Below are 22,586 nucleotides of genomic sequence, written 5' to 3'. Positions count from 1 at the left end.
CTTTTAGCAGAACACGGGTTGGGACCGGCGGTGGGGGTCGCGCAGCGTACGGAAAGTGACCAGGCGTAGATTCGCCCGGGTGGCTTTCCTTGACCTGGCCGCAATGACCAGCCCGCAGATCGCCGAGCACGCCGCGGGCGACGGCATCATTGCCATCCCGATCGGCTCGACCGAGCAGCACGGTCCGCACCTGCCCCTGGGGACCGACCGTGACGTAGCGGTTGCCGTCGCTCAGGGGCTGGCCGAGCTGATGCCCTCGGTCGCGGTGGCTCCGGCGGTCGGCTACGGCTCCAGCGGGGAACACGCCGGTTTCCCGGGCACCCTGTCGATCGGGCAGGAGGCACTGGAGCTGATGCTGCTGGAGCTGGGCCGCTCGGCCGGGGAGACGTACCGGCGGCAGATCTTCGTCAACGCGCACGGCGGCAATGCCGTGCCGGCGGTGCGGGCGGTGCGGCGGTTACGCGCCGAATCGCGCGATGTGCTGCTGTGGATGGCGATGTGGGACGGTGACGCGCACGCCGGGCGGGCCGAGACCTCGCTGCAGCTGGCGATCCAGCCCGGGCTGGTGCACGAGGAACTGGCCGAGGCGGGTAACACCACGCCGGTGCGCGAGCTGATCGACGAACTGCGGGCCGGGGGAGTGAAGGCGGTCAGCCCGAACGGCGTGCTCGGCGACCCGGCCGGGGCCAGCGCCGAAGAGGGTGATCGGCTGCTGCAGCGCCTGATCGACGGTTTGCACACGCAGGTTCTGGCCTGGGATCCCCCGTACGGCAAGCTGGGGATCTAGAGTGCTGGAGTGACGACGACGGGGAACAGCCAGACCGGCGGGTTGCCGCTGGGCATGTCGGTGCAACTTGACCCAGAAGCCGTGATCAAGCCGGACGGCACCATTTTCGGCGGTTCCCCGGCTCGCTTGTTCCGGCTCAATCCGGCCGGGCAGGAAGCTTTCTCACGGCTGCAGGAAGGCACCGTCAGCAGTCCGGCGGCCGCAGCCCTGGCCCGGCGCTTCTCCGATGCCGGGTTGCTGCACCCCGAACGCCGTGGCCTGCCCGAGGGTGACGAGCGTCGGCCGTCGCGGCAGAACGTGGTCACCGTGGTGATTCCGGTGCGTGACCGTTCTGCCGAGCTCGACCGTTGCCTGGAAGGCCTGGCGGCCGCCGCCCAGGGCGCGATTGCCGATGTGATCGTGGTGGACGACGCTTCCCATGATCCGGCTGCTGTCGCTGCGGTCGCCGACAAGCACGGCGCCCGGGTGGTGGTGCGCGAGGTCAACGGTGGTCCAGGTCCGGCCCGCAACGACGCGCTGCGCCTGGTGGACACCCCGCTGGTGGCTTTCTTGGACAGCGACTGCCTGCCCCCGGCCAACTGGATCGACGATCTGGTGGGGCATTTCGACGATCCGCTGCTGGCTGCCGTGGCGCCCCGGATCGTGGCGGGGGGCAGGGCGCCGCGCACTTTCGCCGAGCGTTTCTCCCAGGCTCGGCCGGTGCTCGACCTGGGTGGTCTGCCGGCTCGCGTCGCTCCGCTGAGCCGGGTTTCGTACCTGCCCACCGCCGCGCTGATCCTGCGGCGCGCGGCGCTCGAAGACATCGCCGGAAAGCGTGGTTTCGACGAGGATCTGCGGTATGGCGAGGACGTGGACCTGGTCTGGCGGCTGCTGGAGTCCGGCTGGCGGGTGCGGTACGACCCTTCGGTCGAGATCGGGCACGAGGAGCCGGCCGAATGGAAGTCATTGCTGCGCAGGCGGTTCGCCTACGGTACCTCGGCGGCGTTGCTGGAGGAGCGGCATCCGGGCAAAGTAGCTCCGCTGGTGATGGTGGCGGCGCCGGTGTCCACTGCGCTGGCTCTGCTGGCGCGGCGTCCTCTGCTGGCCGGGGCCACTTTTGCTGCGGGGTATGCCGATTCGTACCTGGCGCTGAAGAAGGCCGGCAGTAAACCCGAGGATCTGGCTCGTCCACTGGCGATCGGCGTTCGGGAGACCTTCTTCGGAATGGGCCGATGGACGTCCCAGTTCGCTCTGCCGGTAGCCGTCGCCGTCGCGGCGGCCCCGGTCGGCAAACGCCGGGGACGGCTGGTGGCCGCCCTCGCGCTGGTAGCCGCGTCCCCCGTCCGTGAATGGTTGCGGGTCAGGCCGGATGTCGACCCAGTGCGCTGGACCATCGCCGTGCTGATGGACGACGCGGCCTACGGCGCCGGGGTATGGGCGGGAAGCTTCCGCAGCCGCCACTTCCGCGCGGTCCGGCCGACGTGGAAGTGGCGGCTGCTGGGCTCGGTGAAAAAGGGCTCCTAAAGCAGCTGCTCGGCCCGATCCCGGGCCTGCTTGGCGTCGTGGTGGCGCTCCAGCGCCTCGTACACGTCGCCGATCGCGTGCAGCACCTGGCCGAGCACGTCGGGGTGGTCCTCCAGCAGGGCCACCGCCCGTTCCATCAACGGCAGCGACTTCTCCGGCCGCTCGTTGTTGAAGTGGATCCCGGCGGCCAGCATCAGCGCCCGCCCACCGGGCACCGCCTCGTCGATCGCGACGAACTGCTCGGCGGCCTGGTGGGCCAGCTTCAGCGCCTCGTCCTCGTGATCGGTGACCAGCGCCCGGGCCAGCGAGTCGAGCAGGTCGGCGTGCTCGAAGGCGGCGGCCGGGTGCTCGTCGGCGGCGGCCCGGGCGGCCCGGTCGATCGCCTCGCGCAGCACCTCGGCGGCCTTCTCGTCGTCGTCGGCCATGCTCAGCGCGCGGCCGTGCATGTGCATCGCCCGGATCACCCACATCGGGTCGTCCTCGTCCAGGTGCCGGGCCGACTCCACCGCCCCGGCCAGCACCGCGATGCCCTCCTCGTCCCCGGACTCGGTCATCAGATCGCCCAGCGCGAGCGCGGCGCGGGTGGCCAGCGCCCAGTCCTCGGCCTTGGAGGCCAGGGCGACCGCGTCGCGGTAGGCGTCCAGCGCGTCCTGCGGCTCCTGCATCGCCACCGAGCCCTGGCCGATCCGGCGCAGCGTCTCGGCCCGCTCGGCGTCCGGGGCGCCGGTGGCGCTCTGCCGCCTGAGCACCTCGCGGGCCTCTTCCACGCCCTCCTCGGCCCGGCCCAGCGCCTGCAGCAGCGAGCCCAGCTCCAGCCGGGCGCTGAGTTCCTGCGGCAGCTCGGCCTGCGCCGCCTCCCGGATCGCGATCCGCCAGCGCTCGATCGCCAGGTCGGCCTTGCCCGCGTCCTGAGCCAGGTGAGCGGCCAGGATCGCACTGGTGGAGGCCCATTCCCGGGCGCCCAGCCGCAGCCCGATGGCCAGGCTGGCGTCGGCCGCGGCCAGACCGGCGTCGTACTGGTCGTCGGCCCCCAGCAGCTGGGCCTTGGTCCGCAGCAGCGCGGCCCGCCGGCCCCGGCCGCGGCCCTGTTCCAGTTCCGGGTCGGACAGCGCGGTCTCGGTCATCGCCAGCGCCGCGTGCAGACCGTCCGAGGCCGCGATCTCGAAGATCCCGGCCAGCACCTCGTCACCCTCGCCGGCCGCGTCCAGACGAGCCTTCAGCCCGGCGATCTCGGCGATCTGGGCGGCGGTCAGTGGTTCACCACCGGGTGAGTCGCCCAGCGCCTCGGCCGCGGTGAGGACCTGCCGGGCCTGACCGCGTTCGTCCATCACGAGCAGGTCGTTGGCCATGATCAGCCGGCCGTCGAGGTCTTCGGGCAGGGCGGCCGCGGCGGTCTCGGTGCGGTCGGTGACCACCCGGGTGGCCCCGATCGGCAGCTCGTACGAGACCTCGGCGAGCGCGTCGTCCGCGCGCAGCCGGGAGGCGTACCACTCGTTGCCGTTGCGCTCGTCGAACTTGGTGCCCAGCTCGGCGGCGGCCTGGCGGGCCGCCGTCTGCAGTTCGCTCACCGTCCAGGGCCCGGTGTGCTCACCGAAGATGCTGTGCAGCTTGGGGTCCGAGGCGGCGTTGACGGTCTGCGCGCCGGCCCCGGCCCGCTCGGCCGCGGCCAGCAGCACGGCGGCCGCGGACAGCGCGTTGAAGTGTGCCTCGGCGTTCAGGCCGTCGTGGACCAGCCAGCCCAGGTGCCGTTCCAGGATGTCCAGCCCCCGCGCGGCGTTGCCGGTGACCGCGCAGAACCGCAGGTGCTGGGCGATCATCGGCAGGTGGTCGGCATTGCCGCGGGCCATCCGGTAGCCGCGCAGGTGCAGCTGCCGGGCCTGCTCCAGCCGGCCCGCCCGCAGCAGTGGCAGCAGCGCCTGAGCAATCGTGTTCTCCGGCTCGTCGCCGCAGGTCATGCCCTCACCGAGGATCTCGTCGGCGAGGGCCAGGCCCTGTGTGTCCTCACCGACCAGGTAGTGGTACTCGGCCTCCTCGGCCCGCACACACGTCTCGCAGTGGCTGTAGGCGTCGCGCGGAGTGCGCTTGAGCTCACCCAGCCACTTGCCGGCCTCCTCCAGCCGGCCCTGCCCGCCGGCCGCCTGGAACCGGGCCTGCAGCACCCCGGAGACGCCCACGCCCTCCTTGACGTACTGCCGCTCCATCGACTCGATCGCCGACTCCACGTCGGCCAGCGAGAACAGCGGGCTGCCCATCAGCGAGCTGACCACGTGCTTGTGGTACCAGAGCAGGTCGAAACCGCCCACCTGGAGCGGGAAACGCTGTGGGTCGGCGGCGTTGCGCCCGACGCACCAGGCGAACGCGGACAGCTGGGCGTCGGTGTCGCCGAGCATGCTGGCCGAGGGCAGCAGCCGCAGCCGGGCGGCGTAACCGAGCTCGTCCAGGCCGTGCTCGTCGGCCAGAGCCACCGCCTCGTCGATCAGGGCCCGCTCGGCCGCGCCGAAGTACATGCCGTCGATCTCGCCGAAGAGCTGCTCGATCCGGTGCTCGGCGCTGTCCATTGCTCAGAGGCTCCTTCGATCAGGACGGGGTGAACCGGGGGTCGGCCGGTCGGAAACGCAGGGTGTCGGCCCGGGTCCGGGACAGGTGGGCCTCGCCGGTGCGGCCCATCCGCTCCTGCAGCCCGGCCAGCGAGTCCAGGCAGGCCAGCAGCACCTCCGGGCGCTCGGCGGCGAGGCCGGCGGCCCGTTCCATCAGGGTCAGGGCCTGCCCGGGCTGGTCGTGCTCGAGCATCGAGGCGGCCATCAGCAGGGCCCGGCCGGCCTCGGAACGGGCCGAGGCGGCGGCGAAACCGTCGGCGGCGCGCTGGGCCAGCTCGACCGCCTCGTCGCGGCGGGTGGGGTCGGCGCTGACCGCGCGGGCGATCGAGTCCAGCACATCGGCGTGCTCGTAGCGGATCGCCGGGATCTCCGGCGCGTTGTCGGCCAGCTGCAGGGCCTCGCGCAGCACCCGCTCGGCCAGCTCGTCCTGGTGCATCGCGCCCAGCGAACGGCCGAGCAGGTGCAGGGCGCCGATCTGGACCTGCGGGTCGCTGGTCAGGTTGCGGGCCGAGACCACGGTGCCGGCCAACACGGTCAGGCCGGCCGGGTCGTCGCGGGAGAGCAGCAGCTCGCCCAGGGCCAGACCGTAGCGGGTGCTGGCCGCGTGATCACCCGAACGTGAGGCCAGAGCCACTGCGTCGCGGTAGTTCTCGCGGGCGGAGCCGAACTTGCCCTGGGCGGCCTCGGCCTGCCCGAGCTGGTGGTGCCCGACCGCCAGCTCCCCGGCCGGGGCCCCGGCGATCCGCAGCTGGCGCAGGGCCTCCTCGATCTCCAGCCCGGCCTCCTCGGCCCGGCCGCCGCGGAACAGCGCGGCCCCCAGCTCCATCCGGAACGAGGGCTCGGCGGGCAGTTCGGCGGCGGAGGCCTCGTCCACCGCCACCCGGCAGAACTCGATCGCCGCCTCGTCCTCGCCCATGGTCATCGCGGCCAGCGCGCCGAACCGGGCGGTGGCGATGGTGAGTTCCCGGTTGCCCAGCGACAGCGCCAGCCGCAGGCCCTCGCGGGCGGCGGCCAGGGCGCGGGCGGGCTCCTTGTCGGCCAGGTTCTCGGCCTCGGCGCGTAGCTGACGGGCCCGGGCGTGCAGGTCCTCGGCGGAGTCGGTGACCATCGGCCGGGCCGCCGGGCGGGTGGCCAGGGGCAGGTCGTACCGGGTGTTCAGCAGCGCCTGGTCGCGCTCCAGCCGGGTGCTCTCGAAGTCGTTGCCGTTGCGCCGGTCGAACTGCACGGCCAGGGCGGCGGCCCGGGCCCGCAGCGCCACCTGCAGCTCGCGGATCGTCCAGGGGGCACCGGACAGTACCGCCTGCTCACCCGCTCCGGACTGCTGGGCCGCCGACAGCAGCACCACGGCGGCCGAGAGCAGGTCCAGGCGGGCCAGCTGGTTCAGGCTGTCGTGCTCCAGCAGCCGCAGGTGCTGCACCAGGATCTCCAGGCCGCGCGCCTCGTTGCCGGTGACCGCGCAGAAGCGCAGGTGCTGGGCGATCGCCCGGACGCTGTCGGGACTGGAGCGCACCAGCCGGTAGCCGCGCAGGTGCAGCCGGCGGGCCTCGGCGGTGCGGCCCGCCCGCAGCAGCGGCAGCAGGGCGTGGGCCATCGCGTTGGCCGGCTCGTCGCCGCAGCTCAGGTCGCCGGCCAGGAGTTCGGCGGTGAGCGCCAGCCCGGCCTGGTCGTCGCCGGTCAGGTAGTGGAACTCGGCCTCTTCGGCCCGCGAGCAGGTGAAGCAGTGGCTGTACTCGTCGCGCGGGGTGCGCTTGAGCGCGGCCAGCATGCCGCGGGCCTGCTCGGGCCGGCCCAGGCCGATGGTGGCCTGGAACCGGGCCTGCCAGACCCCGGACTGGCCCACCCCGGCCCGCAGGTACTGCTCCTGCATCGCCTCGATCGCCGACTCCACGTCGTCCAGCGAGAACAGCGGGCTGCCGGTCAGGGCGGCCACCACGTGCTTGTGGTACCAGAGCAGGTCGTACTCGCCGACCTGGAGCGGGAAGCGCTGCGGCTCGGCCGCCTGCCGGCCGGCGCACCAGGCGAACGCCGACAGCTGGGCGTCGGTGTCGCCGGTGTGGTTGGCCGAGGACAGCAGCCGCAGCCGGGCCGCGTAGCCCCATTCGGGCAGGTTGTGCTGGTCCGCCAGGGCGATGGACTCGTCGAGAAGCACCCGCTCGGCCACGCCGAACGGGGTCACGTCGACCCGGGCCAGCAGCCCGGCGATGCGCTTCTCGACGGCGTCCGTGCCGCCCGGAACCGGTCCCAAGGGCTAGCTCTGCGAGGTTCTCATGTGCTCCGACATCTCCTCGGCGGCCCGCGCGTCCTCGGTGCGGCCCAGCTGGGCGTAGGTGGCCGCCAGGATGTCCAGGCAGCCGACCAGGTGCTCGGGCTCGGCGGCGAGGACCGCGGTGGCCCGCTCCAGGAACGGGATGGCGTCGGCCGGTCGGTCGGCCGAGGTGAGCAGCCGGGCGGCCAGGGCCAGCGCCCGGCCCGCGTCCACCTTGGCGTTGATCACGGTGAAGGTGTCGGCGGCGTTGCCGGCGCACTCCAGCGCCTCGTCCAGCCGGGCCGCGTCGGCGCCGCTGATCAGCAGGGCCAGGCCGTACAGCACCTCGGCCCGGGCGGCGCTGACCGCCGGGTGCTCGGAGGCCGGCGGGGTGGAGGCCAGCTGCAGGGCCTCACGCAGCACGTCCTCGGCGCCCTTGAGGTCGGTGGCCCGGCTGCGGGCCTGGCCCAGCAGGTGCAGCGAGCTGATCAGGCCGAGCAGGTCGCCGTGGGGCTGACGGGGCGGCTCGACGATCACGATCGGCTCACCGGCGGCGGCCTCGGTCAGCGCCAGCCGGTACAGGTCGGCCGCCTCCTGGTAGCGGTGCAGCTCCAGGGTGGCCTGGGCGGCGGTCCGCGAGAGCTGCACGCAGAAGCCGTGCGCGCCCAGGTCCAGGCCGATCCGCAGGGCTTCCTCGGCGGTGTTGAGCATGTCCTCCAGCTGGCCGGCGCCGGCCAGCAGCCAGGCCCGGGCGCGCAGCAGGGCCGCCTTCTGGCCGCGGTTCCAGCCGTCCAGGGCCAGCTGCTCCTCGACGATCGCGGCGACCTTCAGCGGGTCCGCGTCGTCCGGGGCGGCGACCACCGGGGCCAGTGCCTCGTCCAGGTCGGGCGGCGTCTCGCGGCGCGCCCGGGCGACGGCCAGGCGCTGGGCCTGCTCGTCGGTGAAGGTCGTCTTCAGCAGCATCCGGCGGGTGGCGATCAGGTCGAGCAGCTGGCCGGCCAGGCCGAACTCCTCGAGCACCAGAAGGCACTCCACCCGGTCCAGCAGGACGTCGGTGTCGATGGACCGGGCCGGCTTGGCCTCGGTCGCACCCGGGTTCTCGGTGGTGGTGTTCATACGATCAGTTCTCCCCGGGGGCGTGCGGCAGGTCGCCGAGATCCGCCCCGAGCCCGGCACTCAGGTGCACGATGTCGGTCAGTGCGTCGGTGAGCGAGGCCCGCTCGACCGCGCGGAGCGGGCGGTGTGCAGCCAGCAGGGCCTGCACGTGGACCACCCTTACGGTACGGGCCAGCAGCAGTTCGTCCTCGCTCTCGGCCAGGGCTCGCACCAGCCGATTGCGCCAGTTGAGGCAGAGCTGGCCGGCCGCGCCGACCGCCTGCGTCTCACCGTCGGACGTGTTCGATGCGTCTTGTGCGTCGTCGATCCGCTGCAGGATCGAGGCCCACATTCCGCTCCCGGCCTCCTTGGCCCGCTGCCGCTGCAGCCGGCGCAGGACCCCGGCGTCGGCGATGTGCAGGGCGGGCAGGGTGTCGGGAGCGAACGACCGCACGAGCACCGTGCAGTCGAGATCTTTGAGGGCGGCCTCGGCCCGGGCCTGCAGCCGCTGCGCCGCCGGGCGCTCGGCCAGGGCAGGCACGTCCAGCGAGGCCAGCTCGTCGGTGATGGTGACCGTCTCGACCACGGTGCCGGGGATCAGGTCGGGCAGCCGGCGCAGGATGTCGGAGTCGTAGACGTAGCCGCCGTTGATCACCGGGGCGTCCGGCCGGGCGATCGCCGCGATCTGGCGGAACTCGTCCACCGTCTCGGCGAAGCGCAGCGGCTCACCCCGGCGCAGCAGCTCGCGGTAGGTGGTCTGGCCGTTGCTGGTCTCGATCGGCAGCCAGGGCACGATGAACGCGGCCAGCTCGTCGTCGTGCAGCACCAGCGCGCGCAGGGCCAGGTGGTGCACGCCCAGGAAGGTGCTCAGCCGCACCGGGTCGCGGTTGGCCATCGTGGCCACCCAGCGGCGCAGCGCGGCGCCCAGCTCGGCCCGGGTCTCCTCCAGCGCGTCGTCCTGGATCAGCGACTCGCGGCTGGCGGTGGGGCGCAGGCCGGTGGTGTCCACCACGCAGCGGGCGAAGAACGCCCATTCGGGCAGCAGGTCGTCCACCCGTTCGGACAGCAGCATGCCGCGCAGGTACACCCGGGTGGCCTGGCGGGCGCCGGGGGAGGGGGCGAACGGCAGCACGAAGGCGGTGCCCCGGGTGCCGGTGGCCGGCACGTGCAGCGCGATCGCGTCCAGCGGCTCGGCCCCGATCAGCTCCTTGCCCAGCGCCAGCAGTTGCGGCGAGGGCAGGCTGAAGGGCTGGGCGAACAGCGGCTGCGAGCTGACCGTCTGCTCCCCGCCGCCGGGCAGGTCCACCCGCACCGGGACCGGCAGGTAGGCGCCGTACCGGGAGGCCAGGTCGAGCACCCCGGCCGCGGAGGTCAGATCACCCTCACCGGCCCCCACCGAGCGCGGCCGCAGTCGCACCTGGGTGCCGATCGCCAGCCCACCGGGACCAGCCACGTCCAAAAGTTCTGATTCGGGGATCTCGCGCACCGTGAAGGTGCCGTCCGCGCTGCCCACCCACTCCACCGGCGGTTCGCCGCCGGCGCTGCGGGACAGGACCCGGATGTCGTCGCTGACCATGAAGCAGCTCAGCAGGCCGATCCCGAACTGGCCGAGCCGGTCGGTGCGGGGCAGGTCCAGCACGTCCCGCTTGGAACTGCGGCCCACCGTGGCCAGCAGTTCGCCGACCTCGGCCGCGGTCAGCCCGATCCCGTTGTCGGTGAACACCAGATCCTCACCGGGGGCGCTCGCCGGGGTGATCCGGATCGCCCCCGCCGGGGCCCCTGGCAACGCCTGCCGGGCGGTGATCGCGTCCACCCCGTTCTGCAGGAGTTCGCGCAGGTAGACCTGGGGGCCGGAGTAGATGCTCCGGCTCAGGAGATCGACGATGCCCCGCAGGTCGACCTGGAAGGGCCGCGAGGTGGGCTCGGGGGGTGGGGGCACCTGCGAAAGCCTAGGGGGTCCCGGGGGTTTGTCCGAAACCGCCATGGGTATGAAATCAGGCGGTTTCGATCACTCTGCGAGCCGGTTCCCTCACGCAGATCACAACCCGGTACCGGACAAACTGGAAAGCCCGCCGTAAACCAGTGCAGTGGGCTGGTTTACGGCGGGCGGTCAGGTGGGGCCCGGCGCCGTGGGCGGTGCCGGACCGGTTCACTGCTTACGCAGATTTCACAGCGGCCTCGACCACCTTCTGCGCGGGCGTCACACCCAGCGATCGGGTGAAACCGTCCGGCACGATCAGGTCGTCGGCGCTCAGGTCGTGGATCGAGGAGTGCCCCAGGCCCAGCACCGCGGAGTCGATCCCGCCGCGCAGGATGTCGATCACGTTCTCGACCCCGGCCTGGCCGTTGGCGGCGAGGCCCCACAGGTACGCGCGGCCGATCATCACGGCCTTGGCGCCCAGCGCAACCGCCTTGACCACGTCGGAACCGCGGCGGATGCCACCGTCCAGAACCACCTCGATGTCGTTGCCGACCGCCTCGGCGATGGCCGGCAGGGCGCGGATCGAGGCCGGGGTGGCGTCCAGGTTGTTACCGCCGTGGTTGGACACCGAGATCGCGGTGACGCCGGCGTCCCGGGCGGCCTTGGCGTCGTCCACCCGCATCACGCCCTTGAGCATGAAGGGGCCGTCCCACTGCTCGCGCAGCCAGGCGATGTCCTCCCAGGTCGGCAGCGGGGTGCCGTACCACTCGCCGTAGGCGCCGAAGAACGTCGGGGCCGGGCCGCCGCCGGCCGGGGCCAGGTTCGGCGTGGTCAGGTCCGGGATGGTGCGGGACTTGGCCCACTGGAGCGCGTACTTCGGGCGCAGCGCGATCTGCGGGCCGTAGGCGAGCGCCGCCTTCAGGTTGATCTTCTCCGGGATCATCGGCGAGCCCCAGTCCCGGCCCATCGAGAATGACCAGTCCGTGGTCATGATCAGGCCCTTGGCCCCGGCCGCCCGCGCGCGCTCCATGCGCTGCAGCAGGACCTCCCGGGTGCCGACCCAGTACATCTGGAAGAACGTCTTGTCGTTGACCGCCGCGACCTCTTCGATCGACTTGCTGGCGAACGAGCTCAGGCCCATCGTGATGCCGCGGGCGGCGGCGGCCCGGGCCACCGCGACCTCGCCCTCGGGGTGCACGGCCTGCACGCCGGTCGGCGAGATCATCACCGGCAGGGCCAGGTCCTGGCCCATCACGCGGGTGCTCAGGTCGCGGGTCTGCGACAGTCCGGCGATGTGCGGGGCGAAGCCCAGCTCCCCGAACGCGTTCATGTTGTCGTCCACGGTCAGACCACGCTCGGAGCCGCCGACCAGCGCCATGTAAACGCCCTTGGGCAGCCGCTTCTTCGCGCGCCGGTGCGCCTCGGCAACCGTCTCGAACCACGCGTTCGCCATACCTGATCTCTCCTCTTCGAGACGCTTGTCTGATCCACCCCGGGACCTATATTGGCACGTGGTGTCAATATAGCCGGTCCCAAGACCCTGGACTCACTCGGAAGGTGGATAGATTGCCGCCGTGGCAAGACTGAACCCCTGGTTCGAGAGCGTGGCCGAGGCCCAGCGGCGAGCCCGCCGGCGACTGCCCGAACCGGTGTACAAGGCGCTGATCGCCGGCTCCGAGCGTGGCCTGACGATCCAGGACAACCAGTGGGCGTTCGCCGAGCTCGGCTTCGCCCCGCACGTGGCTGGGCTGTCCGACCAGCGCTCGCAGCGGGTGACGGTGATGGGCCAGGAGCTGTCCCTGCCGGTGCTCATTTCGCCCACGGGGGTACAGGCGGTGCACCCGGAGGGAGAGCTCGCGGTGGCCCGGGCGGCTGCGAGCCGGGGTACGGCGATGGGGCTTTCGTCGTTCGCCAGCAAACCGATTGAGGACGTTGTGGTTGCCAATCCGGTGACCTTCTTCCAGACCAGCTGGACGGGTTCGCGAGAGCACGTCATGGCCGGCGTTGAGCGCGCGGCCGCCGCGGGTGCTTGCGGGCTGATCCTGACGCTGAACTGGTCGTTCTCGGAAGGGCGGGACTGGGGCTCGCCGTCCATCCCCCTGCGGATCGATCTGCCTACGGCCATCCGGTTCGCCCCCGCCGTGCTCTCGCGGCCTTCCTGGCTGCGGCAATGGATATCGGCCGGTCAGTTGCCCGACCTGACCGTGCCCAACCTGGCCGAACCGGGTCGGCCGGTACCTACGTTCTTCGAGGCCTACGGCGGCTGGAAGAACACCCCTCCGCCTTCATGGGAGGACGTCGCGTGGTTGCGTTCGCAGTGGGAAGGCCCCTTCATGCTCAAGGGGGTAACCCGAATTGGAGACGCTCGACGCGCCGTCGATGCGGGGGTCACCGCGATCTCGGTGTCCAATCACGGCGGCAACAACCTGGACGGTGAACTCGCTTCGGTGCGGAGCCTGCCCGGGATCGCCGCGGCGGTCGGCCACGAAGTGGAAGTGCTTCTGGACGGCGGAATCCGGCGAGGCTCCGACGTGGTCAAGGCGCTCGCCCTGGGCGCCCGCGCGGTGCTGATCGGCCGGGCCTACCTCTGGGGGCTGGCCGCCAACGGGCAGGCCGGGGTGGAGAACGTGCTGGATCTGTTGCGTGGGGGGATCGACTCGGCGCTGCTCGGGCTCGGGCGCTCAGACGTTCGGGAACTGAGCCCGGACGACCTGATCGTGCCGCCGGGGTTTGCCCGGGGCTGATCGTTTCTCGGTGCGCTTCGTGCTCGGTGCGCTTCGTGGGTCACCGGCTGCGGCTGCGGGGACTGCCGCGCGATGTGTGCCTCGCTCCGATGCACACGCGAGCCGCGCCTACCTCAGTGCTATTGCACAGAACCCTGCGAACGGCTGCTCGCGATGTGTAAAGGTGGTCCATCTGGTGCCAGGTGTACACATTGTCGAGCTGCCCCCATCCGCCGCCCTCGCGGTCCGAGGCTGCTTCTCCTGGCCCAGTGCGTTGACCACGAACCTTGACCGGGTCGGCTCCGCCCCCATTCATTGCCCTCGCGGAGCCTGGCGAACCTTGGTGGCTCGTCAGGGGACGACGGTGACCGGGCAGCTGGCGTTACGGACCAGGTGCACGGCGAGCGACCCGACGAACCGGTGCCCGGCCTGCTTGGAGGCGCCCACGATGATCGCGTCGGCGCGGCGCTCGGCGGCGATCTGGTTCAGCGCCTGGAACGGGCTGCCGGTGCACTCGATCAGCTCGGCGTCCAGCTGCGGGCCGGGCTCGGCGGCCAGCGTGGTCATCTCCTTGCGCAGCTCGGCGGCCACCTCGTCCTCCGCCTCCTCGATCGCGGCGGTGCCGGGGCCGGGGGCGAACGCCGTCATCGTGCTCAGCTGCCGCACGTAGACCATGATCAGGTAGGCGTGCGAGCGCCGGGCCAGGCCCACGGCGTAGGCGCGGGCGCGCAGCGAGCTCTCCGACCCGTCCACTCCCACCAGCATGATCAGCCGCTTGGGAGAGGCCTCGGGGGAGAGGTCCGGAATGTCCGAGCCAGACATGTCTCAACTCTATCGGTGCAGTGCACCCGCGCGGCCAGTCAAGACTGTCGGACGGTACGGGTACAACTGTGCCTATGCGGACGCGGCCGGTGATCCTCCATCTGGATCTTGACGCGTTCTTCTCCGCCGTCGAGCAGTTGCACAAGCCCTCGCTGCGCGGCAAACCGGTCATTGTCGGCGGTACCGGTCGCCGCGGTGTCGTGGCCACCGCCTCGTACGAGGCCCGCAAGTTCGGCGTCGGCTCGGCCATGCCGATCGTCGAGGCGCGCCGGCGCTGCCCGAACGCTGCGTATCTCACACCCCGGTTCCAGGCCTACCGGGCCGCCTCGCGGGTGGTGATGGGGGTGCTGGCCGAGGTCTCGCCGCTGATCGAGCAGGTCTCGGTGGACGAGGCGTACGTCGATCTGACCCCCACCCACCCGGGGGTGGACGTGCCGGCCGTCACCGAGCTGGCCGAGGGCATCCGGGCCCGGATCCATCAGGTCACCGGGCTGACCGCCTCGATCGGGGTGGGCACCAGCAAGCTGATCGCCAAGATCGGCTCGGACCTGAACAAGCCCGACGGGCTGACCGTGGTGCCGCCCGGTTCCGAGCGGGAGCTGCTGGCCGGGATGCCGGTGCGCCGCCTGCCCGGCATCGGCCCGGCCACGCAGGAGCGGCTGCACAAGTTCGGCATGCACGTGGTGGGCGAGGTTGCCCAAGCCACCGAGCAGGAGATCGTCGGCATCCTCGGCCAGGCCCACGGCCGGGCGGTGCACCAGCACGCGTTGGGCCGCGACAACCGTGAGCTGGAGCCCGAGCGCGACGCCAAGTCGGTCTCGGCGGAAGAGACCTTCTCCCGCGACCTGACCGACCGGCGGGAGCTGATGGAGCATGCCCGCCGGATGGCCGAGCGGGTGGTCGGGCGGATCACGAAGGACGGGCTGTGCGCCCGCACCATCACGATCAAGGTCCGTAGCTACGACTTCAGCACCATCACCCGCTCGTTCACCCTGGACCAGCCCACCGATTCGCTGCCCAAGGTCCTGGCCGGGGTGCGTCAGCTGCTGGACGCGGTGGAGGTCAGCGACGGTATCCGGCTGCTCGGCGTGGGCGTGGCCGGGCTGACCGCGTTCGCCCAGACCGATCTGCTGTCGGACCTGCTGGCCGAGATCGGCGACGAGCCCGACGAGGTGCTGCCGGTGAAGGTGACCGAAGACCTGCCCAGCTCCAAGGGTTTCGGCTGGACCGCCGAGCTGAACGACGAGCCGGCCGATACCGAGCTCACGCCGGACTGGCGGCCCGGGCAGGACGTGGTGCATGCCGAACGTGGGGCGGGCTGGGTGCAGGGGGCCGGATTGGGGCGGGTGACAGTGCGTTTCGAAGGGCCGCACACCGGTCCCGGGCCGATCCGGACGTTCCGCTCGGACGATCCGGAGCTGGAGGTGGGTGAGCCGCCGGTGTGGTGAATGCGGACGTTTGCACGTTTTCGGAACATTGTGATCAGCTAGTGTCGCGCAGACTGGGGGAGGGCTGGCGATGCCGAGCAGGGCCGAGGGGGCAGCGGGTGTCATGGCGGGGTGGGGCCGGCGCCGAGGCCGCTGTCTCAGGAGCGGGGGTCGGGGCTGCTGCCTTCACCCCTCTTACCGGTGTCGAGACGGGCTGAGGTAGATGCTGAATCGAGTCGAAGCGGCGGAACTGCTCGACCTGGCCGCAACCGCCGGCAGCGAGACCCGTCTGCAGTTGTTGCTGCGTCTGCTCGGTGAGTTGCCCCCGGCCCTGTGGCAGGAGTTCGGACGGCTCGCACTGCGGGTGGCCCAGGTTCCGCCGGGCACCGATCACCGCCGCGAGTTCATCGAGCTCATTGCCCGGATGCCGGTGTTGCAGAAGTACACCGTTCTGTTCGAACTGGCCCGGGACACCACCGATCCGGACGACTCCACGGTGATGAGCGTGCTGCTGGCCAGCCTCACTCGTGACGGGTTCCCGCCGCCGGTGCAGCTGTTCCGGCTGCGCAGTGCGGGTAGCCGGGCCGCGCATCCCTGGGTGGCGATCGACTTCGAGGGCTCTGCGCAGCAGGCATCGTCGTACGAGCGGATCGACGGCGCTGCTGCGCAAGCGCCGCCGGCCTTTCCGCCGAGCGCTGCCCTACCGCCAGACGTTGCCGTACCACCTGACGTTGCCGTACCACCTGAAGTGGCCCCACCGCCTGCATGGGGGCCGCCGCCTGGTCCGGGTTCGGCGCCTGGCCCGTCCTCGGAGCCGGATCTGCCGCCGACACCGGGTGAGCCGGCACCGCCGGGGGAGCCGGGGCAGTCGAGGGAGCCGGGGCAGTCGGATGAGACAGAGCGACCAGGAGGGACAGAGCGGCAGGGCGAGACCGGGAGCCCGGGTGAGCCGGAAACTGCGGGCGAGAGTGCACACCGCCCGCGGCCCAATCGTCTGCCGCCGCATCAGACCCGGACGATCCCTCAGCCTGGTCCGCGCCCAGAACCGGTGCATCCCCGCCTCGATGCTCCCGACCGGGTTGCCCCCGGCACCCCGTTCACCGTGGTCGCCGGTCTGCGGCCGGACCGGGATCTGAAACTTGTCGGCCCGCCTTACGTCCGGCTTCCTCAACATCCCGAGACCATCGAGCTGCAGATCGCCTTCCAGTTCGACCCGCACGCGTTCATCCTGCTGCCCGAAGTCGAGTCGAGGGGCCGGGGGCTGGACAGCGAACAGCCCGGGGTCTACACGCTGCTGCGTACCCCCGAAGACCCTTGGCCTTCTGTCGCCGTCACCTTCGTCGGTCTGGCCCGACCGGAACTGACCGTCGAACGCCGGATCGACGTCAGCTTCGTCCGCGAGGGTGCCCTGATCGGCTTCGTCTCCCGTTCGGTCCTGATCCTTCCGGACGCTGGACCGGCGGGTGGCGCCGGGCTCGGCAGCGGCTGGGGCCCGCAGGACCAGCGCCGAACCGGCCCGCAACCGCCCGAATCAGGTGAGGTCGAATCGTCCTCAATCACTTCCACCCCACACCCGGCACCACCACCGACCTCGCCGACCTCGCCGCCCACGTCGGCCCGTGAACGTCCGGGGCATCCTCCGTGGGCCCTGGACAGCCTGGCCGTCGAGACGGTCGAGGCCGATACCGCTACCGGTCCCGAACTGGAACTCAAGTTCGAGCCCGAACGGCCGCGCCGGGTGAGCACTCTGGACCTGGGCCCGCTGCTGGACTCCGATCGTCCCGACCTGCTCATGGTGATCCGGCGCAGCGACGAGGCGGCCGGGACCCGCCTGGTGTTCTCCGCGTTCAGCCGGCACCCGCACATCGCCGATCAGTGGGAACCACGCACCGAGGTGATCGTCGGCGAGGCCGCTCGCGGCGCCACTCCGCACGAACTGGGCGCGCAGGCTCGGGCGAAGGTGGCCACCACGGTCAACCAGCTCGATCTGTACGCCTGGCTGCTGGGGCTGGGACAGCGCATCTACCGTTCGATCCCGGCGCCGATCCGGGACGCGTTGCGGGCCACGGTGGCCACGGGCACGCCGGAGAAGCCGGCCACCGTGCTGGTCCTGAGCGATGAGCCCTACGTGCCCTGGGAGCTGGCGGCGCGTCCGGAGGGATGGTTGCCGGACGAAGCCGGCGAGTTCGGTTCCGAGAACGAGCCGGTCTTTCTGGGCGCCCACGTGGCGATCAGCCGCTGGCTGCTGAGCGACGAGCCGCCCCCGTCGCCACGTCCGCCCTCCACCCTCACCGTCCGCAGCACCGCGGTCGTCACCGCCCGCTACGAAGGTCTGCTCGGCGCGCAGCCCTTGCCGCACGCCGAGGTCGAGGCAGCCCGGCTGATCGAGGCGCTGGAGCCGGACGTGGTGGCGGTGCGTCCGCTGTTCACCGATGTGCTCGACCTGATCGGCGGACGGCCCGCGGTTGACCTCATGCACTTCGCCCTGCACGGCCGTTTCGACCCGCAGGGCGTGCAGGGCGGGCTGCTGCTGCCGCCCGAGAACACTGCCGCACGCACGCCGGATGTTCTGCACGAGAACCATATTCGGGGCCGAAGGCTGGAGTCCTCGTCCTTCGTCTACCTCAACGCCTGTCAGGTCGGGGCCGGCGACGGCCGGGTGCTGGGCGACTACGGGGGCATGGCGTCGGCCTTCCTCGAGGCCGGGGCCGGTGGGGTGGTGGCGCCGCTGTGGAACATCTCCGACAGCACGGCCGCCGACCTGGCCGAGGAGTTCTACGAGCGTTGTCTGCAGGGCCCCGAGCAGCTGCCGGTGGCCGAGTTCCTGCGGCAGATCCGGGCCCGGTACACCGAGGGTGCAGTACGTCTTGAGGCGCCGGGCATCGATGCCACGCTTGTCTCTTTCCAGTTGTTCGGGCATCCCCGGCTGCAGCTGGTCAGCAGCCCTCGCCCGGCAGACCAGACCCGCTGAGGCAGAAAAGAGCAGTCATGGCCCAGGCTCTCAACCCCGACGGCACTCCGGTCACGATCGACGGCGTCGTCCTGAGCACGCCCGGCCTCAGCGGCCAGGCCGAAGTCCTGCCCGCCGGTGCTCCCGGGCTGCGGATGCGGGAGGGCACGGCCGATGCCTTCACCGGGGCCCTGGCCTCGGCCGGGTTCATGGAACAGCTCACCGTCGAGATCAGTGAGCACACCGAAGTCGCGCAGGTCGGTGGGCTGCGTGGGGGTGGTGGACCGGAGATCTCGGTGACGGTGCCCGGCCCGGGCCGGTACTTCGCCCAGGTGCTGCTGTACACGGCCGAGGACGGCAGTCAGTCGTGGCACCTGCCGATCGAGTCGCAGGCGGTAGCGGCGGTGGGCCCGCAGGATCAGGCATCGCTGACCTACGTCGTTCCCCGAGCAGTACAGCCCACCGAATCCGGCGCTCCGGCTTATCGCGGCCTGATCTGGGCGTTGGGCCGGAAGCTGCTCAAGGTACTGGCTTTTCCCTTGCTGGAGCGCGGCACCGCCGTGGTGGCCGATCGGCTGGCCACGCGCTGGGAGGCCGAGCATCGTCCGTACCTGCTGCGCACCTTCACCCCGGACGACTACTCCCACACCGAAGGCCGGGGCCTGGACGCGCAGGACTGGGCCCGGTTCGCCGAAGGTCCGGCGCTGCTGTTCCTGCACGGCACGTTCAGCCGCTCCGACCTGGCGTTTCGGGAGCTGCCGGCGCAGCGTTTGCACGAACTGCACGAGCTGTACGGCGGTCGGGTGTTCGCCTTCGACCACCCCACGCTCTCCGCCGACCCGGCCGCGAATGCCCGCGAACTGGTCACTCGGCTGCCGGGCAGCACCAGGCTCACCGTCGATGTGATTGCCCACAGCCGTGGCGGACTGGTCGGCCGGGAGCTGGCCCAGGTCGGGGGTGGCGCGCCCACCGTGCGCCGCCTGGTGATGGTGGGCACCCCGAACGCCGGCACCGTGCTGGCCGACTCCAAGCACTGGGGCGCCCTGATCGACCGGATGACGAACCTGCTGCAGTTCGTGCCGGACAACCCGGTCACCGACACCCTCGACGCTGTGCTCACCGTGCTCAAACACCTGGCCCTGGGCGCGGTCCGAGGTCTGGACGGGCTCTCGGCGATGGACCCGGCAGGCACCTATCTGCGTGAGCGGCTGAACCGGCCCCTGGCCACGGACCAGCAGGCGCCGCCGGTGCTGCGCGCCATCGCCTCCGACTACGACCCGCCGGCCGAGTCCCCGCTCGCCCGGGTGAGCCGCAACGGCCTGACCGATCTGGTGTTCGGCCGGGACGGCAACGACCTCGTGGTGCCGACCCAGGGCGTCTATCGGCTCGACGGTGTTCCGGGTTTTCCGGTGCCCGAGCCGCTGCTGCTGGAGCCGCACGCGGGGGTGGAGCACACGCGGTACTTCGCCGATCCGCTGGTGGGGGAGAAGCTGCTGACCTGGCTGAGGTAGGCCGGCCCGGAAATGACAAGCCTGGCTGCGGTGAGCGGTCGTAGGGCCAGTACATTGTCCGGATGACTAGCCCGGAACGCGAAGTTCTCACCTGGGATCTGTTCGGAGAAGCGAGCCGGGATCTGGCCCAGGGCATTGCCGACAGCGGCTTCCGCCCCGACATGGTGATCGCCGTGGCCCGGGGCGGGCTGCTGCCGGCCGGGGCGATCTCGTACGCGCTCGGGGTCAAGGCCGCGGGCACCCTCAACGTCGAGTTCTACAGCGACATCGAGGAGACCCTGCCCGACCCGGTTCTGCTCGAGCCGCTGCTGGACACCGCGGCGATCGTGGGCAAGCGACTGCTCGTGGTGGACGACGTGGCCGACTCCGGCCGCACCCTCGACCTGGTGCTCGACCTGCTGCGCAACCACCATCCGGACGAGGTGCGCTCGGCCGTTCTATACACCAAGCCCCGCACCATCGTTCAGCCCGACTACTACTGGCGCTCCACCGACCTCTGGATCAACTTTCCCTGGTCCACCCAGCCGCCGGTGAGCTGACCGGGAGCCGGCGACGAGCGGCCGGGCGCGCCGTCGAAGCCAGATCGTGATCTTCTGATTGCATACGGTCATGGCGCAGAGATGGGCACACCACACCACCGCCCGGGCTCTTCGGCCCGTCTTCACCGTGCTGGACCGGCGGATCGAGCGCCTGGTGCGCAACCGGGCCCGCCAGGTGCTCAGCGAGAGCACCGACGTGCTGGACCTGCGCACGGAGGTCCTGCAGCTGCGCACCGAACTGGAGAAGATGCGCAGCCAGGTGCGCACCCCGGGCTATGCGGTGGACCTGCTGCTGGGCTCGCAGGGCCGCCGCAGCACGCGCCTGATCAGCGAAGAACGGCTGCGGGCGCTGGCCGCGCAGGTGGCCAAGGTGTCCAAGGCGCCGGACGCCTACGGGCGGGTGGTGCAGGCCTATCGCACGCTGTTCGAGCTGGAGCTGCGCGGGGTGGACCGGCTGGCCGGGGCCGCGCCGAACATCCTGGGCAAGCTCGCCACCACGGCGCTGCTGGCTCCGCCGAACGGTGAGATCCTGGAGATCGGAACGCATTTCGGCCTGTTCTCCGGCGGCATGGTGCGCCAGATCAGCCGGATCGGCCTGCACTACCAGCTCACCATCATCGATCCGCTGACCGATGTGGAGGGTACCGGCGGCGCTGCGGTGACCGAAACCGTGGTGCGGGAGAACCTTTCACTCTCCGGAGTCGACCCGAACCGGATGCGTCTGGTGAAAGGCTTCTCGGAGGACCCGAAGATCCAGAAGAAGGTCAGCGACCGCAAGTACGGCGTGATCGTGATCGACGGTGACCACACGGCCCGCGGTGTGGCGAACGATCTGCGTTTCGCCGAAAAGGTCGCGGCGCCCGGGGCAGTGGTGGTGCTGGACGACTACGGCGACCGCAACTGGCCCGGGGTGCAGGACGCGGCCGACTCCTACCTGACCGGCGAAACCCGTTTCGAGCTGGTCGGGGTGGTGGCCACCAGCGCCTTCCTGCGGGCCCGGCCGGTGCCGTCCGCCACCCGAAAGCCCGCCGTGATCAACCTGCCCGAGGCTCGCACGGCGAGCTCCACCGAGCTCGGCCAGCGCCAGCGCTGAGCCGTAACAGGACGGTGATGCGTCCCCTTCGCCGGAAGGCAGACACCGACAGCCTGAGCAAGGCGGTCGAGGCGTACTGTCCGGGACCGGACCGTAAATCGCTGGACTAGTCGGTAACCGGACCGCCATGCTCCCTTTTCAGCACTTGCCATCAGGGCGAGGACGAACAGGAGGTGGACGGTGACGGTCGAACGTCTGGGGAAGAAGCTGTACAACTGGGCGAGCATCCTGGAGGAGAAGACCCGGGAGCAAGCCGTCCGGACCGCCGAGATGCCGTTCATCTTCCCGCACCTGGCCCTGATGCCCGACGCCCACCTGGGCAAGGGCGCCACGGTCGGCTCCGTGATCCCGACCGACCGGGCGATCATCCCGGCCGCGGTCGGCGTGGACATCGGCTGCGGCATGATCGCCGTGCGCACCCAGTGGAACGAGTCGCAGGTCCGCGCGGCGGGCAACCTCAGCGAACTGCGAGTGGCGATCGAGCGCGAGATTCCGCTCTCGGCAGGTGGTTACAACTCGGAAACGCGAGTCCTGGAGAGCGTGGTCGCCGAGCGCCTGGCGGTGCTGGAGGCCAAGGCGGACCAGGCCGGCTTCGACCCGGCGTCGTACACCGGCAAGTGGAAGCGCCAGCTCGGCAGCCTGGGCTCGGGCAACCACTTCATCGAGGTGACGGCGGACGAGGCGGGCACGGTCTGGCTGTTCCTGCACTCGGGCTCGCGCGGCGTGGGCAACCTGATCGCGCAGAAGCACATCAAGGTGGCCCGGGCGCTGATGGACAAGTGGCACATCAACCTGCCCGAGGCGGACCTGGCCTACCTGGTCCAGGACACCGACGAGTTCTGGGCCTACATCACCCAGATGCGCTGGGCCCAGGACTTCGCCCTGGCCAACCGCGAGGAGATGATGCACCGCCTCGAGCTGTGCGTCGCCGACTTCATGGGCGAGCCGGTGCAGAACCTCGAGCAGATCAACTGTCACCACAATTTTACTCAGCAGGAGAACCACTACGGCAAGAACCTCTGGGTGAGCCGCAAGGGCGCGATCCAGGCCGACGAGGGCCGGCCGGGCCTGATCCCGGGCTCGATGGGCACGGCCAGCTACGTGGTCGTCGGCAAGGGCAACAAGCTCTCGCTGAACTCGTCGCCGCACGGTGCGGGCCGGGAGTACTCGCGAACCGCGGCGCGCAAGAAGTTCACGGTGGAGGATCTGCGGGCGGCGATGAAGGGCATCGAGTACCGCGACACGGATGCCTTCGTCGACGAGATCCCGTCGGCGTACAAGGATATTGACCGTGTCATGGCAGACGCCGAGGACCTGGTCGAGGTGAAGCACACGCTGCACCAGATCCTGAACGTCAAGGGCGACTAGAAGCT

The 22,586-nt window shown here is 71.1% G+C and carries 15 protein-coding genes; 9 read left to right on the top strand and 6 right to left on the bottom strand.

The window, feature by feature from the left end; translation table 11 throughout:
- Nucleotides 1-55: 55 nt before the first annotated feature.
- Nucleotides 56-787, top strand: a complete 732-nt coding sequence (gene mftE / locus LR394_RS15700) for a mycofactocin biosynthesis peptidyl-dipeptidase MftE (RefSeq protein WP_231442466.1) — start codon at nucleotides 56-58, stop codon at nucleotides 785-787.
- Between the two features lie 9 nt (nucleotides 788-796).
- On the top strand, nucleotides 797-2,290 hold the full coding sequence (gene mftF, locus LR394_RS15695) for a mycofactocin biosynthesis glycosyltransferase MftF (protein WP_231442464.1): 1,494 nt from the start codon (nucleotides 797-799) through the stop codon (nucleotides 2,288-2,290).
- On the opposite strand, the gene LR394_RS15690 is transcribed toward mftF, so the two are convergent.
- The 5 genes from LR394_RS15690 to mftD (LR394_RS15670) form a co-directional block, all read right to left on the bottom strand.
- Nucleotides 2,287-4,848 carry a hypothetical protein gene (locus tag LR394_RS15690; RefSeq protein ID WP_231442462.1) on the bottom strand — a complete coding sequence of 854 codons (2,562 nt, stop codon included), beginning with the start codon at nucleotides 4,846-4,848 and terminating at the stop codon, nucleotides 2,287-2,289. The genes mftF and LR394_RS15690 overlap by 4 nt on opposite strands.
- 19 nt (nucleotides 4,849-4,867) lie before the next feature.
- Nucleotides 4,868-7,132, bottom strand: coding sequence for a hypothetical protein (locus LR394_RS15685; RefSeq protein WP_231442459.1), 2,265 nt, complete (start codon nucleotides 7,130-7,132; stop codon nucleotides 4,868-4,870).
- Between the two features lie 3 nt (nucleotides 7,133-7,135).
- Nucleotides 7,136-8,248: a tetratricopeptide repeat protein gene (locus LR394_RS15680; RefSeq protein ID WP_231442458.1), complete on the bottom strand. Its 1,113-nt coding sequence runs from the start codon at nucleotides 8,246-8,248 to the stop codon at nucleotides 7,136-7,138.
- 4 nt (nucleotides 8,249-8,252) lie between these two features.
- Entirely contained in the window at nucleotides 8,253-10,166 is a 1,914-nt protein-coding gene (locus LR394_RS15675) for an HSP90 family protein (protein WP_231442456.1), read from the bottom strand.
- A 217-nt stretch (nucleotides 10,167-10,383) separates the two neighbouring features.
- Nucleotides 10,384-11,601 carry a pre-mycofactocin synthase MftD gene (gene mftD / locus LR394_RS15670; RefSeq protein ID WP_231442454.1) on the bottom strand — a complete coding sequence of 406 codons (1,218 nt, stop codon included), beginning with the start codon at nucleotides 11,599-11,601 and terminating at the stop codon, nucleotides 10,384-10,386.
- Between the two features lie 130 nt (nucleotides 11,602-11,731).
- Here mftD (LR394_RS15670) and mftD (LR394_RS15665) point away from each other — a divergent pair, with 130 nt between their 5' ends.
- Nucleotides 11,732-12,892 (top strand): pre-mycofactocin synthase MftD, encoded by a 1,161-nt coding sequence (gene mftD, locus LR394_RS15665; RefSeq protein ID WP_269329259.1) that lies wholly within the window; start codon nucleotides 11,732-11,734, stop codon nucleotides 12,890-12,892.
- A gap of 330 nt (nucleotides 12,893-13,222) precedes the next feature.
- Here mftD (LR394_RS15665) and LR394_RS15660 read toward each other — a convergent pair whose 3' ends face one another.
- Nucleotides 13,223-13,693 carry a universal stress protein gene (locus tag LR394_RS15660; RefSeq protein WP_231442451.1) on the bottom strand — a complete coding sequence of 157 codons (471 nt, stop codon included), beginning with the start codon at nucleotides 13,691-13,693 and terminating at the stop codon, nucleotides 13,223-13,225.
- 74 nt (nucleotides 13,694-13,767) lie between these two features.
- Here LR394_RS15660 and LR394_RS15655 point away from each other — a divergent pair, with 74 nt between their 5' ends.
- The 6 genes from LR394_RS15655 to LR394_RS15630 all read left to right on the top strand — a co-directional run bounded on the left by LR394_RS15655 (nucleotide 13,768) and on the right by LR394_RS15630 (nucleotide 22,581).
- Nucleotides 13,768-15,141 (top strand): DNA polymerase IV, encoded by a 1,374-nt coding sequence (locus LR394_RS15655; RefSeq protein WP_231442448.1) that lies wholly within the window; start codon nucleotides 13,768-13,770, stop codon nucleotides 15,139-15,141.
- A 202-nt stretch (nucleotides 15,142-15,343) separates the two neighbouring features.
- Nucleotides 15,344-18,091, top strand: a complete 2,748-nt coding sequence (locus LR394_RS41670) for a CHAT domain-containing protein (RefSeq protein ID WP_269329197.1) — start codon at nucleotides 15,344-15,346, stop codon at nucleotides 18,089-18,091.
- Between the two features lie 17 nt (nucleotides 18,092-18,108).
- The gene (locus LR394_RS15645; protein WP_231442447.1) at nucleotides 18,109-19,581 is read left to right on the top strand and encodes an esterase/lipase family protein; all 1,473 of its coding nucleotides are present in this window, start codon (nucleotides 18,109-18,111) and stop codon (nucleotides 19,579-19,581) included.
- Between the two features lie 62 nt (nucleotides 19,582-19,643).
- Nucleotides 19,644-20,120: a phosphoribosyltransferase gene (locus LR394_RS15640; RefSeq protein WP_231442445.1), complete on the top strand. Its 477-nt coding sequence runs from the start codon at nucleotides 19,644-19,646 to the stop codon at nucleotides 20,118-20,120.
- Nucleotides 20,121-20,190: 70 nt separating this feature from the next.
- The gene (locus LR394_RS15635; RefSeq protein WP_231442443.1) at nucleotides 20,191-21,213 is read left to right on the top strand and encodes a class I SAM-dependent methyltransferase; all 1,023 of its coding nucleotides are present in this window, start codon (nucleotides 20,191-20,193) and stop codon (nucleotides 21,211-21,213) included.
- A gap of 180 nt (nucleotides 21,214-21,393) precedes the next feature.
- On the top strand, nucleotides 21,394-22,581 hold the full coding sequence (locus LR394_RS15630) for an RtcB family protein (protein ID WP_231442442.1): 1,188 nt from the start codon (nucleotides 21,394-21,396) through the stop codon (nucleotides 22,579-22,581).
- The last annotated feature ends 5 nt before the right edge of the window (nucleotides 22,582-22,586 follow it).

This window comes from Kineosporia babensis (assembly GCF_021129305.1).
Lineage (GTDB): Bacteria > Actinomycetota > Actinomycetes > Actinomycetales > Kineosporiaceae > Kineosporia > Kineosporia babensis.
Note: the sequence above shows the minus strand (reverse complement) of the source record. Positions and strands in the feature narration are given on the sequence as shown.